Source organism: Desulfoluna sp. CYM3A (genome assembly GCF_056829965.1).
Genome location: NZ_CP186556.1, coordinates 1,929,000 through 1,942,085, shown reverse-complemented (window position 1 = coordinate 1,942,085; position 13,086 = coordinate 1,929,000). Strand labels below are relative to the sequence as shown.

Here is a 13,086-nt window from a genome sequence, read left to right as displayed (position 1 = left end):
GCTTAATTCCCCATGTCCGCTTTGGCCTTCTCCACCAGCTCTTCACCGATGCGGGGGACCCACTTTTTGTACACGGGCTCGGTGAGCACACGAAAGGCCTTCTTCTCTTCGGGGGTGAGCACGGTCACTTCCATGCCGTTTTCCCGCATCAGCTCGTGGGCGGAAAGGTCCGGGGCCACCAGGCCCTTTCTTACGACACCCTTCTGCATGCGACCGGCGTCCATCGCTGCCTGACGGATGATCTCACGGTCTTTTTCCGAGAATTTTTTCCAGGTTTTCTGGTTCACGGTGAACATGAGGGGATCGATGACATACCCCCAGAAAGACACGTGATTATGGAACTGCCAGATCTTCAGAGGAATCTCGATGCCCACGGCGGGGTTCTCCTGGGCGTCCACAACCCCCTGCTGAAAAGCGATCTTGGCCTCGCCCCAGTTCATGTTCACGGGGTTGGCACCCATGGACTTCATGATGTCGATGAAAATGGGGGTACCCACCACACGGACTTTCAAGCCCTTTAAGTCTTCCGGGGTCCGGATGGCCCGCTTGGAGTTGGTGATCTCGCGGTACCCGTTCTCTCCCCAGCCCAGGACCTTAACCCCTTTTTTGGCGATCAGGGCTTCAATGGCTTTTCCCGCCTCCCCTGAGGTCACCTTGTCCAGGGCCTCGTAATCTTCAAAAAAGAAGGGAAGGTTAAACAGGTTCAAAGGCTTCAGGGTAGACGACCAGTTGATGGGGGAGGCAAAGGCAAAATCGGCCACGCCGCGCTTGAGCAGCAGGAACTCGTTGGTCTGCTTGCCCGCCATGAGAGAACCTGCCGTATACACCTTGATGTTGACCCGGCCCTCGGTGCGCTCGCGCACCAGATCGGCAAACAGGGTCGTCCCTTCGCCCCAGGGCATCTTGGGTCCCACCACACAGCTTAATTTGTATTCCTTTTTATACCCCGCCTCGGAAAGAGCCGGGAGCATCAAAAGGCACACAACCGCGATCGTCCATTTTTTAAGCGCTGTCATCATCACACGTGTCCTTAACGTATCCGGTTACAAAAAAAGGGGCCCGGCGGCTTTGACGAGCCTGCCCGCCCCATCACATTTTTCAAGGATTGCGGTTTCTTTCTTAGCCGGGGCCATTCCGGGCTGTCAAGTCACCAGCAGGCTCTATCCCACCGCCCACAGGCCCTCTCGGCCGTTTCGCTTCGAAGAGGCGTTCCCCCTCAAGGACCCTAAGCCTCCCATACGCCCCTGGTGCAACCCACCCGCCAAACCAAGCCCCACAAGCCTTAAACCCTCATGATATCAGTCATATAAAAACATGCCACTCACCAGAATCGCCATGACTGGCGCCCCCTCCCCTCCCACGCCGAAAGGACAAACCACCCCTTTCATGGCAGGCCCTCCGCAATCAAAAATATCTAAAAAAAAATGCCGCCCATCTTCATCTTTTAATGAAAACGAGCGGCACTTTTTTATATTTCATTAATTAAGGACCGCAAGGCAAGCACGTCAGACATGGCCAAAACAAGACAGCAACAGGATCAGGCCCACATGGAGAAAACGCTCCCCAATCCGGTCACCGATTTACTATCGCCGATAACCTGCTTTACCTATGACCTGTTTGGCACCTTGCCTTTTAGTCATTCAACTGAATGTCTTTGCCCTCATGGACCCGCTTCATGTTACGCACTGCGCACATCTTGCCGCACATGGTGCAGCTGTCCTCAAACTCGGGCTTGGAGCTGTTGCGGTAGCTTCTTGCCTTCACGGGGTCCATGGCCAGGGAGAACATCTTTTCCCAGTCCAGGTCGGCGCGGGCCTTGCTCATGGCGTTGTCCCAGTTTCGGGCACCGGGGATCTTCTTGGCGATGTCGGCGGCGTGGGCCGCAATACGCGTGGCAATAACGCCCTCTTTCATGTCCTCCAGGTCGGGGAGACGCAGGTGCTCGGCCGGGGTGACGTAGCAGAGAAAATCCGCGCCGTTGGCCGCTGCAATGGCCCCGCCGATGGCGCTGGTGATGTGGTCGTAGCCGGGGGCCACATCGGTGACCAAGGGCCCCAGGACGTAAAAGGGCGCGCCGTGGCAGAGGCGTTTTTCCATCATCATGTTGCCGGTGATCTCATCCATGGCCATGTGGCCCGGCCCTTCGATCATCACCTGCACATCCTGCTCCCAGGCGCGCTTGGTGAGCTCACCCAGGGTGATGAGTTCCTCCACCTGGGCCGCATCCGTGGAGTCGTTGATGCTCCCCGGGCGGCAGCCGTCACCGAGGCTCAGGGTGAGGTCGTACTTGGTGCAGATCTCCAGGAGCCGGTCGTAGTGCTCGTAAAAGGGGTTTTCGGCGTCATTGAGCATCATCCAGGTGTAGAGAAGAGAACCGCCGCGGGAGACAACACCGGTGAGGCGGTCGTTGCGCTTGATCTTCTCGGCGGTGGCCCGGTTGAGCCCGGCGTGGATGGTGGCAAAATCCACCCCGTCCTCGGCGTGGCGCTCCACCACCTTGAAGAACTCGTCCACGGTGATGTCCTTGATGTTCTTGTCGTAGAAACCCACGGCGTCGTACATGGGCACCGTACCGACCATGGCGGGGCATTCGGAGATAACGCGGGTGCGGAACTCACGGGTCTTGCCGAAGCAGCTGAGGTCCATAATTGCCTCGGCCTTCATGGCAACCGCCGCCCGGACCTTGGCCATCTCCACCTCCAGGTCGCAGCAGTCCTTGGAGATCCCCAGGTTGACGTTCACCTTGGTGCGGAGCCCCTCCCCCACGCCTTCGGGATCGATGACGGTGTGGTTCTTGTTCACCGGAACAGCGATCGTACCCTTGGCCATGCGCTCCATGAGGGTTTCGATGGGCATGTTCTCTTTTTTGGCCACGGTCTCCATGGCGCCGGTAACGATACCCTTTCGGGCCGCGTTCATCTGGGTTGTGTAGCTCATTTTAGTTTCTCTCCATGGCTTTGCGGATGGCTTTGACCCGCTTTGAAATATCTTCGGCTCCGACGATCTCCGTCACCAGAGCAATGGTTTCCGCGCCGTGGGCTTTCACCTCGGCAATGTTGTGTTCCTTGATCCCCCCGATGGCCACAAAGGGGATTTTTTCGTTTTTCACCACATGATCGAGGTAGGTCAGCCCCACGGCGTCGCAGACATCCTTTTTGGTCTGGGTGGTGAAGATGGGGCCGACACCGATGTAATCGGCCCCCGCCGCAACGGCAGCCGCGGCCTGGGCCGGGCTGTGGGTGGAGAGCCCGATGATCATGGATTCCCCCGCAAGCTTTCGCACAACGGGAATGGGCAGGTCGTCCTGTCCCACGTGGAGGCCGTCGGCTTCCACGGCCAGGGCCAGGTCCACATGGTCGTTGACAATAAAGGTGACCCCCGCATCCTGTGTCAGCCTGCGCACCACCTCACACTGCCGGTATCGCTCCAGCATGGATTTGTCTTTTTCCCGGTACTGGATCAGGGTAATACCGGCGTCGATCATCGCCTTCACCACCGTGATGTTGTCCCGGCCCAGGGAGTACTCCTCCCCGGTAATGCCGTAAATATCGGCACCTGCAATAGATCTCATGGTTTCTTATTCTCCTGTAAATAGCGCCCCCCGGCGGCCAGGGGATTTTCCTTTAGCCTTTGGCCTTTGGCCTTCAGCCTTTATCCTTCCCACCATTCACCACCCTACCAATATGAAATCCGCCTGTTTGGCCGCCGCAATGAATACGACCGCAGACATGGGAGGGGCGGCCTCATCCGCTTCAGTGACCCCGTCCCCCACCACATAACAGGTGGGGGTGATCTTCCGGGTCACGATGCGATCGGCATCTCCCCAGCCGCCGATGCCGGAGGCGGCCACGAGAAAGGTCCCGCGCGCCAGGTACCGTTCCACCAGAAGCTGCTTGGACTCCACCCGGTCAAAGGCTTCCACCACGGCATTGAAGTCGAAAAGCCCCCCGATGTTCTCGCCGGTCACCTGCACGCAGTGGGTTTTAACCTCTGCCTCCGGCTCGATGGCGACCAGATTCTCTTTCAGGGCATCCACCTTGCTCTCCCCCACCTGGCGGGCAAAAAAGAACTGCCGGTTGAGGTTGGAGGGCTCCACCCGGTCAAAATCGGCGATGACGAGGTGGCGGAACCCCATGCGCACCAGGTGCATGGCACAATTGGACCCCAGGCCCCCGGCCCCTGCAATACCGATGCAGGCCGAAGAGACACGCTCCATGGGATCTTTCCCCACGCGGCTCACAAGGGACCCTCCGAGGGTGTCCATCAGTGCATCCTCCAGTCCTGGTACACGGGCTGGTACCCGCGCCCCCTTAAGTTGGCGTCCATCTCCACCACGCTCCGTTCGTCATTGATATCGAACTGGCCGGAGCCCTCCTCTTCGGTATGGCTTCCCACGGATGTGCAGGAACCTGCCGACAGGCGGGTAATGCCCAGGGGAAGCACGTTGTCGCGAAACGAAGCGCTCTCCCGGGTGGACAGGGTGATCCCGGCCCGGGGCAAAAAGAGACGGAAGGCGGTCATGGCCTGGACCATACCGGCGTCCAGATGGCTGTTTATAGCACCGGGCGCGGGGGTGCATGCCAGGAAGGAGGGAAAGGCCCCAAAGCCATCTTGGAAGGCTGATCCAGTTGGGCGCGGTGGAGCCCTCTGCGTTTGCCAGTGGTCCAGCACCAAGCCCGCCAAGATTGATCCCGCGCATCCTGGCCCGGGCCCCGCGCTCCAGGGCCTCCAGTCGAAACCTGAAATCCCGCTTGGGTCCGGCCGGGTGCAGGGTCTTGTACAGATCTTCGTTGTAGGTCTCCTGATACACGGTGAGGCTGTCGGCCCCAGCCGCCACAAACCGGGCATACCCATCCTCGTCCACGGGGTAGATCTCAATCCCCACCGACGTAAAGTATTTGGAGATGATGGACAGGCTCTCTTCGATGTAGGCCGGAGTCGCCACGTTGGGTGCCTCGCCGGTCAACAGGAGGATATGCTTGAGCCCGGTCTCGGCAATGGCCGCAGCCTCGAACTCCACCTCTTCCAGACTCAGCTGGCGCCTGTGGATCTTGTTCTTGGCGTTGAACCCGCAGTAAACACACTGGTTGATGCAGTGGTTGGAGATATAAATGGGAGTAAACAACAGGATCTGCCGGCCAAAATGGCGCAGGGTCGACTCGTGGGCTTTTTGGGCCATTGCCTCAAGGAAAGGCACTGCCGCAGGCGACAGCAAGGCCATTAAATGGTCGGTCGAACATCTGTGTGCGTCCAGGGCGGCTTGCACGTCACGCTCCGTGGCTCCGTTGATGCGGGCAAGGGTCTCGTCCGGGTCCAGGGACTTCCATACATCGAAAAAGCCCATCACGCCCTCCCCTGCCCGAGGAACCCGGTAAGGGGGGACGAAGCCGATGCCTCTTTGCGTGTCGAACCAAGGCCTGCAAGGTAGGCGGCACGTCCGGCGTCAACGGCCCGGCCAAAGGCACGCCCCATGGACACAGGATCACTGGAAGAGGCAATGGCCGTGTTGACGAACAGCGGCAGCTCCATCTCCATGGCTTCGCACGCCTGGGAGGGCTTTCCGATGCCCGCATCCACAATAATGGGAAGGGAGATTTCATCGATGAGGATCCGTATCATCTCACGGTTGCATCTCCCGGTTGGTGCCGATGGGAGCGCCCAGGGGCATGACCGCGGCGGCCCCGGCATCCACCATGCGCCGGGCATCCATGAGATCCGGGTTCATGTACGGAAAAACATGAAACCCTTCTGCTGCGAGGATCTCCGTGGCTTTTGTGGTCTCCAGGTTGTCCGGGAGCAGGTAACGCTGGTCGCTGATCACCTCGATCTTGATCCAGTCCCCGCACCCGGCGGCCCGGGCAAGGCGGGCGATGCGCACCGCTTCTTCAGCGTTTCGTGCGCCGGAGGTGTTGGGAAGGAGCACCATGTTCTCGGGAATGTGCTTCATCACGTTGTCGGTCTCCGAGGCAAAATCCACACGGCGCAGGGCCACGGTGATCACCTGGGCGCCGGAAGCCTCGCACACGTCGGGGATCAGGCCATCGGCCGGGTATTTCCCGGTTCCGATGAAAAGCCGGCTTGAAAACTCTCTTCCCCCAATTTGAAAACAATCGTCCATCAGCACCCCCCTCCCACAAATCGCAGGATCTCAAGTTTATCGGTTTCGCTCAGTGTCACCGCCCCGAACCGGGACCGCTCCACCACCTCGCCGTTTCGCTCCACCACGACACTGCCGGGGTGAAGCCCTTTGTGCTCCAGGAACCGCTCCAAGGTCATGTCACCTTGGGACAGGCTCTCTTCGCTGCCGTTAACCATCATAGACACACCTCCTGGAAACCCCGGAAACGCGCATGGTCCGTAAACGCAGACAAAAACCGCGCCACAGGCACACCGAACCAGGGCCATAAGCTGGAGGACAGGTATTCTTGTATGAAGGGGAGATACCAAGGAAAGGGCTTCCAAGGCGCAGGACCGATGATTCCGGAGCGGCACCGAGGCCTGTGAGCCTGGGCCAGGTACCGGACCGCGAGCGGCCAAAAAAAAAGGCCGCCCGCAGGCAGCCTGATACGTGAGGTGTCGGGGGGCTTTGAAGCGCCGCGACAAAAATCGTGTATGTGGCTTCCCTACGGCAGTACAAACTGCGTCAGGTTCAAAGGGTTGGAATATCTCCGTCTCAGCCCGGTTAAGGGCACCCCCAGCAAAGTTACAACTGATTGTGAGATTCTTTTAGCATCATCCGCCCCGCCCGCGCAAGGAAAACCGACGAGTCTGTGGACGAAGGGTTCCGCAACGACTCCCGGGAATGCCTGCAGGTCGTCCAGAGCCTGTTTTCACGGCTCGGCACCCAAGCTAGCCCATGATTTTTCCGACACCGGTGCCCTCCCCATGGGCGGCTGCCGGGTCGGGCTTTCCGAACCGCCCCTGCTTTACCCCATTGACCCGGAGGTACCATTCCAGTATAACTATTGAAGATTTCAAGACTTGGGGCCACTTTTTATCATTTTTCAAAGCACCTTTTCACCCCCTCAGATCCCTGCACCGGAAACCTCCGGATCTCTCGATTTCAGCGCCTTCTCCGTTCCCTTTTGCGTCCACTTTTCCCCTTGCCGCACCCGTTTTCGGAGAAAAAAAGGTTCCCTCATGAGAATTTAAGATTGACAATCGTATGCTTTTGTATATATTCGGTGCCCTTGATTGCTCCTGACGCCGGCCTTTTGTCTGGTCTAAGCAAACAAACCACCATGAGCAAAATCTGGAAAGGCTCGTTAAACCGGGGTAACGTGTGACTTACACCCACCGGACAGGGAATGATACGTCTTCATTCCCTTTTGGGTTGTCATGTGCTGCCTCGATCGTTTTTTCAAGAAGGATACGTGACAATGAAGACCGACTTGCAGAAAGTTAGAAACATAGGCATCAGCGCCCACATCGACTCCGGGAAGACCACCCTGACCGAGCGCATTCTCTTTTACACCGACAGGATTCATGCCATCCATGACGTAAAGGGCAAAGACGGCGTCGGCGCCACCATGGACTCCATGGAACTCGAAAAGGAGAGGGGCATTACCATTGCCTCGGCTGCCACCTACTGTGAATGGAAGGGCCACGAGGTCAACATCATCGACACCCCCGGCCACGTCGACTTCACCATCGAAGTAGAGCGCTCCCTGCGTGTTCTTGACGGTGCCATCCTGGTTCTCTGCTCTGTGGCCGGTGTCCAGTCACAGTCCATCACCGTTGATGCCCAGATGAAGCGCTACAAGGTTCCCTGTATCGCCTTCGTTAACAAGTGCGACCGAAGCGGCGCCAACCCCTTCCGCGTTATCGACCAGCTCAACGAGAAGCTCGGTCACAACGCTGTTGCCATGCAGATTCCCATCGGCCTTGAGGACAACCTCCAGGGCGTGGTGGACCTCATCGCCATGAAAGCCTACTACTTCGACGGCGACAACGGTGAAAACATCCGCGTGGAAGAGATCCCCGCTGAGCTCCTCGACGAGGCACAGGCCAAGCGTGAAGAGCTCATCGACCAGGCTTCCCTCTTCTCCGAGGCCCTCACCGACGCCATCCTCGAAGAGGCTGAGATCACCGATGAGATGATCGTTGACGCGGTTCGCATCGGCACCATCGAGCGCCAGATCACCCCCGTTTTCATGGGCTCCGCTTACAAGAACAAAGCGATTCAGCCCCTTCTGGACGCGGTAACCCGTTACCTGCCTACCCCCGACGACATCACCAACGAAGCCCTGGACCTCGACAACGAAGAGGCTCCCGTGGTTCTCGAAGGGGATTCCGAGAAGCCCACCGTGGCCCTAGCCTTCAAACTTGAAGACGGGCAGTACGGGCAGCTGACATACATCCGTGTGTACCAGGGCTCCCTGAAAAAAGGCGACACCGTAAACAACGCCAAGAACGGCCGTAAGATCAAGATCGGTCGTCTGGTCCGTATGCACGCCTCGGACATGGAGGACATCAACGAGATCCCGGCTGGTTACATCGGCGCCCTCTTCGGCGTGGACTGTGCTTCCGGCGACACCTTTGTTGACTCCGCCGTCAACTACTCCATGATGAGTATGTTCGTCCCCGAGCCCGTTATCTCCCTGTCCATCACGCCCAAGGACAACAAAGCTCAGATCAACATGAGCAAGGCCCTCAACCGTTTCACCAAAGAGGACCCCACCTTCCGCTCCTTCATCGATGATGAGACCAACGAGACCATCATCGAGGGCATGGGCGAGCTTCACCTCGAAGTATACGTCGAGCGAATGAAGCGTGAGTACAACGCTGAAGTGGAAACCGGTCAGCCCCGCGTTGCCTACCGTGAGACCATCACGCGCCGCGCCGAGTTCGACTACACCCACAAGAAGCAGACCGGTGGTTCCGGTCAGTTCGGTAAAGTCATGGGTTACATTGAGCCCCTCGAAGACGAGCAGTTCTCCTTCGAGAGCAAGGTTGTGGGCGGTCGTATCCCCACCCAGTTCATCCCCTCTTGTGAGAAGGGCTTCGAAAGCTGCATGGCCAAAGGGCCCAAGCTTGAGTTCCCCGTTACCGGTATTGCCGTTACCCTTGAGGACGGCGGCTTCCACGCGGTTGACTCCTCGGAAATGGCTTTCCAGGCTGCAGCCAAGGGTGCCTTCAAGCAGGCCTATGAAAGAGCCAAGCCTGTTATCCAGGAACCCATCATGAAGGTTGAGATCGAAAGCCCCAATGAGTTCCAGGGACCATGTATGGGCTTGATTAACCAGCGCCGTGGTATTATCCTTGGTTCTCAGGACGAAGGGACCATGAGCCGTATCGAAGCTCAGGTTCCCCTCGCTGAGATGTTCGGTTTCTCTACCGTTCTGCGTTCTTCCACCCAGGGCAAGGCCCAGTACACCATGGAGTTCAGCACGTACAAGACCGTGCCCTCCTCCGTGTCGGAAGATATCGTTAAGAAAGTGAACGAAGAGAAAGCTGCCAAAAAATAGCCTTGATGGAACACATCACCCGGCAGCATATCCGAACATCCGATTTTTGGTTGGAGGAGACTGCCGGGTTGACACCATGGGGTCATTTTTGAGTTCGAACCTCAGCGACGAGAGAGGATACTATGACAAAAAAAGAATTGATCTTCAGGAACCCCTTCGGTGCACTGGGCATCGATTGCGATGACATGATCAACGGAGGAGAGCTCGGTGCCGTTATGGCTCGTGCCGGTCTCGGCAAGACCTCCCTGGTTGTTCAGATGGCACTCCACGCCATGGCTTGCGGCAAGAAAGTTCTCCACGTCAGCCTGGAGGAACCCGTCAACAAGGTCAGCGTCTGGTACAACGAAATGTTCGCCAACCTGGCGGATCTGAATCGTGTGGAAGAGCCTCAGTCAGCCTACGACGAGATCCTTCCCAACCGCATGATCCTGACCATGAATGTGGATGGCTTCTCCATGGCCCGCCTGGAAGAACGCATCAACGACCTCGTCGAGCAGGACCTGTTCAACCCCGACATGATGATCATCGACGGGTACCCCTTTGAAGAGAAGGGTCGCGAAGACATGGAAGAGCTCAAAGCCCTTGCCTCACGCATGGGTTACTTTGCCCTCTTCACCGTCAAGACCCACCGCCACGAAGCCCTTGCTGAAAACGGCCTGCCCGTTCAGCTCGGCGGCGTGGACGATATCTTCTCCACCCTGCTCCAGATCGTTCCGGAGAACAACACCATCTATGTCAAAGCTGTCAAAGGCTCCAAGGCAGACAAAGAGTCCGCCGTCCTCGACCCTGAGACCATGATTATCCGCTAAGCCAATCCCCTTTAAGGGGATTGTTCTTGGATTACGGACGCAAAAAAGGCACCCCGAACCGGGGTGCCTTTTTTATTTTGATGCCATCCGAGCCTCTTTCACGTCAGGAAAACAATTCCTATACCTCCGCTTCCCCCCAGACCACACAGCGATTCCGACCGAGTTCTTTGGCCCTGTATAGCGCTTCGTCAGCCATGTGCACAAGCTCTGCCTCCCGGGTCCCACCGTGGGGAGTCATGGCAGCCACGCCCAGGCTCAGGGTGACGTGGGTTACGAGGTCGGCCCGTTCATTCGTCACAGCCAGCCCCTCAATGCAGCACCGCATAGTCTCGGCCAGGTGCCGTGCCCCATTGAGGTCGGTACTGGGCAGAATCACCACAAACTCCTCTCCCCCGTAACGCGCCACGAGATCTCCGGGTCGGCGGGCACAGGAGACAAGGGCTTCGGCCACCCGGGCCAGGCAATGGTCACCGGCCTGATGGCCGTGTGTGTCGTTGTAGCGTTTGAAATGATCGATGTCGCAGAGGATCAGGGAGAGTTCCGATTGCTCACGGAGATGGCGGTTCCACTCCGTCACAATGCATTCGTCGAAGTGCCCCCGGTTGGCAATGCCGGTGGTGGCATCCATGATGGACGCCCTGCGCAGCTCTTCGTTGACGCGCTTGAGCTCCTGCTCCACGCGCACGGTCATGGAGATATTGATACAGAACCCGTAAAATCCGTTCACGCGCTCCTTGGCATTGCGGGTCACCTGGCCGTAGCACAAGGCCCAGGTCAGCCCCCCTTCCCGCCTGCGCAGCTGACAGCGAAACCGGTTGAGCTGCTCCCCTTCGTAGAGTTGAAAAAGAAACGACTCGGCCTGGAGCGGATCGGAAAAGAGACAGGAGACATTCTGAAGGCTTTCTGTGAGATGGGTGGGGGATTCATATCCAAGCATCCAGGAGAGTTCGGGATTGACCACGAGAATGCGGCCTTTGATGTCTGCCTGGAAGATACCGATGGGAGAACTGCTGAAGAGGCTCCTGGCCTGGCTTCTGGCCCGGTTGAGCTCATTGACGGCCAGGGTCTGGGCCGTGACGTCCTTGACCATGACGGCCAGGCCGGTTTCACCGGACTCACGGAGGGCGGGCACCGCATACCAGCGACAGAAACACATATCCCCCTGCCGGGTCACGCAGGCCGTGGACACGTCGGAGACGCATGCGCCCCGGAGGCACGCCTTTAAAAAGCCCTTGAGAGTATCCCCCTCCTCCGGAGACGGAACCAGGGAGGTCACCTCACGGCCGATCATCCGAGACGCGTCATAACCGAACAATGCCTCGGCCGAAGCCTCCCACTGAGAAATGGACCCATCGGGTTCCAGCCCGATGCTCGCAACCCCCGCTTTGGCCTGAAGAAGGAGGTGAGCCGGCATGGCACCCTTCCCCTCCCCTCTTCCTGTGGCCCGGTGAAACTCACCGGAGCAGCAACCACCGTCCTTTACAAGCCATTTTTCCAGCACCCTTTCCCTCCAGACCAGGCCCTGCCTGCCGTAGCCCGGGTACACACCCCGAGCCCCGAGCGGTCCCGCCCATAAGGAGTCTGAGAAATAAAACCGGGATTACAAAGCCGGCAGCCGCTCAACGTGTCTGTTTGAACGTTCCCTGTTCAAAAACCACCCAAACCAAGGAAAGACCTACCACAATAACTGCCCCATGGCAAAGAGAGCATAAATAAAGAGGGCGATGCTCAAGCAAAATGAGCACCGCCCCTGCGGATCCCCCATCCCGGCCACAAAGGCATCTCTGCCCAGCAACACGGTAAATCATTAGCCAGCCTGTCCCGCCCCTGTCATGGAGCATGACAAGGGCCTTGCTTACTCGCCCTGTTTTTTCAACCCCCGGGACACGGCATCGGCAATTTTACCGAGGTTTCCAAAGTAATCCTCCGCCAGGGGGTCCAGGGGAACCACCGCCCCGTCAACGGCGGCCGCCACCTTTTCCGCGGTGTGGCGATCAAACTGGGGCTGAACAAAAATCACGCGAACCCCATCTGCCCTTGCCTGGGCAATGTACCGTGAAAGGGCCTTGCCCTTGGGACTCTTTCCCTCCACCTCCACGGCCTTTTGAACCAGCCCGTAGGCATCGGCAAAGTACCCGAAGGCCGGATGAAACACGTAAAGGGTCTCACCTTTAATGGGGGCAAGCGCCCGGGCAATCTCAGCGTCCAGAGCGTCAAGGTCCTGAAGCAGGGCAGCACACCCGGCCTCGTAAACCGATCGGCCGGACGGGTCCAGGGCGATGAGGGCGTCCCGCATGGTCACGGCCTGGATCCGAACCCTGCCCGGGTCCAGCCAGATGTGGGGATCCATGCCTTCGTACTCATCGTGGCGGTCGTGGTGCCCCGATGCCTCGTGGTGATCATGGTGGTGGTGGTGATCCCCGTCATGGTGATGATGGTCACGGGCCATGGCCAGCAGGGGCACCCCTTTTCGGGTATCCACCACCTGAAGGTTTCCGGACATGCTCGTGATCTTGGGCATGAGGTGGGTTTCATAGGGAACCCCCATGCGGAAAAAAAGGTCTGCGCCACCAAGCCCGGCTATCACGGAGGGTTTGGGACGATACATGGCAGGGCTCTCCCCGGGGGTAAGCAGCACCTTTACCTCAACCCGATCCCCGCCGATGCGCTCCACAAAGACCTTTTGGGGCGGAATACTGACAAATGCCGTCACCGCCTTTTCGCCTGCAACCGCCCTTAAGGGCAGACTCAAAAACATCACACCAGCAACCCATTTCACCCACGTTTTCATATTCCCTCCTTAAGGTCTG

General features: G+C 58.3%; 10 protein-coding genes, 2 pseudogenes and 1 riboswitch. Of the genes and pseudogenes, 2 read left to right on the top strand and 10 right to left on the bottom strand.

Going from position 1 to position 13,086, the window contains the following annotated elements; all coding sequences use genetic code 11:
* Positions 1–2 precede the first annotated feature (2 nt).
* From dctP to thiS, 8 genes and pseudogenes are all read right to left on the bottom strand, one after another.
* Positions 3–1,019 carry a TRAP transporter substrate-binding protein DctP gene (gene dctP / locus ACOYW1_RS10020; RefSeq protein ID WP_482422677.1) on the bottom strand — a complete coding sequence of 339 codons (1,017 nt, stop codon included), beginning with the start codon at positions 1,017–1,019 and terminating at the stop codon, positions 3–5.
* 613 nt (positions 1,020–1,632) lie between these two features.
* Positions 1,633–2,937 (bottom strand): phosphomethylpyrimidine synthase ThiC, encoded by a 1,305-nt coding sequence (thiC, locus tag ACOYW1_RS10015; protein ID WP_482422676.1) that lies wholly within the window; start codon positions 2,935–2,937, stop codon positions 1,633–1,635.
* A gap of 1 nt (position 2,938) precedes the next feature.
* Positions 2,939–3,571 (bottom strand): thiamine phosphate synthase, encoded by a 633-nt coding sequence (thiE, locus tag ACOYW1_RS10010; protein WP_482422675.1) that lies wholly within the window; start codon positions 3,569–3,571, stop codon positions 2,939–2,941.
* A gap of 96 nt (positions 3,572–3,667) precedes the next feature.
* Positions 3,668–4,264: a sulfur carrier protein ThiS adenylyltransferase ThiF gene (thiF, locus tag ACOYW1_RS10005; RefSeq protein ID WP_482422674.1), complete on the bottom strand. Its 597-nt coding sequence runs from the start codon at positions 4,262–4,264 to the stop codon at positions 3,668–3,670.
* Positions 4,264–4,521, bottom strand: coding sequence for a hypothetical protein (locus ACOYW1_RS10000; protein ID WP_482422673.1), 258 nt, complete (start codon positions 4,519–4,521; stop codon positions 4,264–4,266). Before ACOYW1_RS10000 ends, thiF begins: the two co-directional genes overlap by 1 nt.
* 232 nt (positions 4,522–4,753) lie before the next feature.
* A pseudogene (locus tag ACOYW1_RS09995) lies at positions 4,754–5,179 on the bottom strand (radical SAM protein); the annotation flags it as partial.
* A 164-nt stretch (positions 5,180–5,343) separates the two neighbouring features.
* A pseudogene (locus ACOYW1_RS09990) lies at positions 5,344–6,118 on the bottom strand (thiazole synthase).
* Positions 6,118–6,318: a sulfur carrier protein ThiS gene (gene thiS / locus ACOYW1_RS09985; protein ID WP_180141344.1), complete on the bottom strand. Its 201-nt coding sequence runs from the start codon at positions 6,316–6,318 to the stop codon at positions 6,118–6,120. Before thiS ends, ACOYW1_RS09990 begins: the two are co-directional and overlap by 1 nt.
* A gap of 285 nt (positions 6,319–6,603) precedes the next feature.
* Positions 6,604–6,706: riboswitch (TPP riboswitch) on the bottom strand.
* A gap of 673 nt (positions 6,707–7,379) precedes the next feature.
* Here thiS and fusA point away from each other — a divergent pair.
* The gene (fusA, locus tag ACOYW1_RS09980) at positions 7,380–9,467 is read left to right on the top strand and encodes an elongation factor G (RefSeq protein WP_482422672.1); all 2,088 of its coding nucleotides are present in this window, start codon (positions 7,380–7,382) and stop codon (positions 9,465–9,467) included.
* A gap of 122 nt (positions 9,468–9,589) precedes the next feature.
* The gene (locus ACOYW1_RS09975) at positions 9,590–10,276 is read left to right on the top strand and encodes an AAA family ATPase (protein WP_180141340.1); all 687 of its coding nucleotides are present in this window, start codon (positions 9,590–9,592) and stop codon (positions 10,274–10,276) included.
* A gap of 118 nt (positions 10,277–10,394) precedes the next feature.
* Here ACOYW1_RS09975 and ACOYW1_RS09970 read toward each other — a convergent pair whose 3' ends face one another.
* Together ACOYW1_RS09970 and ACOYW1_RS09965 are read right to left on the bottom strand one after the other, a co-directional pair.
* Positions 10,395–11,690 (bottom strand): sensor domain-containing diguanylate cyclase, encoded by a 1,296-nt coding sequence (locus ACOYW1_RS09970; protein WP_482422671.1) that lies wholly within the window; start codon positions 11,688–11,690, stop codon positions 10,395–10,397.
* A gap of 441 nt (positions 11,691–12,131) precedes the next feature.
* Positions 12,132–13,067, bottom strand: a complete 936-nt coding sequence (locus ACOYW1_RS09965; RefSeq protein WP_482422670.1) for a metal ABC transporter solute-binding protein, Zn/Mn family — start codon at positions 13,065–13,067, stop codon at positions 12,132–12,134.
* Positions 13,068–13,086: the final 19 nt, after the last annotated feature.

Bases quoted from the DNA above. Each gene is read 5' to 3' on its own strand.
- dctP (WP_482422677.1), bottom strand. From the start codon at position 1,019: ATGATGACAGCGCTTAAAAAATGGACGATCGCGGTTGTGTGCCTTTTG.
- thiC (WP_482422676.1), bottom strand. From the start codon at position 2,937: ATGAGCTACACAACCCAGATGAACGCGGCCCGAAAGGGTATCGTTACC.
- thiE (WP_482422675.1), bottom strand. From the start codon at position 3,571: ATGAGATCTATTGCAGGTGCCGATATTTACGGCATTACCGGGGAGGAG.
- thiF (WP_482422674.1), bottom strand. From the start codon at position 4,264: ATGGACACCCTCGGAGGGTCCCTTGTGAGCCGCGTGGGGAAAGATCCC.
- ACOYW1_RS10000 (WP_482422673.1), bottom strand. From the start codon at position 4,521: ATGACCGCCTTCCGTCTCTTTTTGCCCCGGGCCGGGATCACCCTGTCC.
- thiS (WP_180141344.1), bottom strand. From the start codon at position 6,318: ATGATGGTTAACGGCAGCGAAGAGAGCCTGTCCCAAGGTGACATGACC.
- fusA (WP_482422672.1), top strand. From the start codon at position 7,380: ATGAAGACCGACTTGCAGAAAGTTAGAAACATAGGCATCAGCGCCCAC.
- ACOYW1_RS09975 (WP_180141340.1), top strand. From the start codon at position 9,590: ATGACAAAAAAAGAATTGATCTTCAGGAACCCCTTCGGTGCACTGGGC.
- ACOYW1_RS09970 (WP_482422671.1), bottom strand. From the start codon at position 11,690: ATGCCGGCTCACCTCCTTCTTCAGGCCAAAGCGGGGGTTGCGAGCATC.
- ACOYW1_RS09965 (WP_482422670.1), bottom strand. From the start codon at position 13,067: ATGAAAACGTGGGTGAAATGGGTTGCTGGTGTGATGTTTTTGAGTCTG.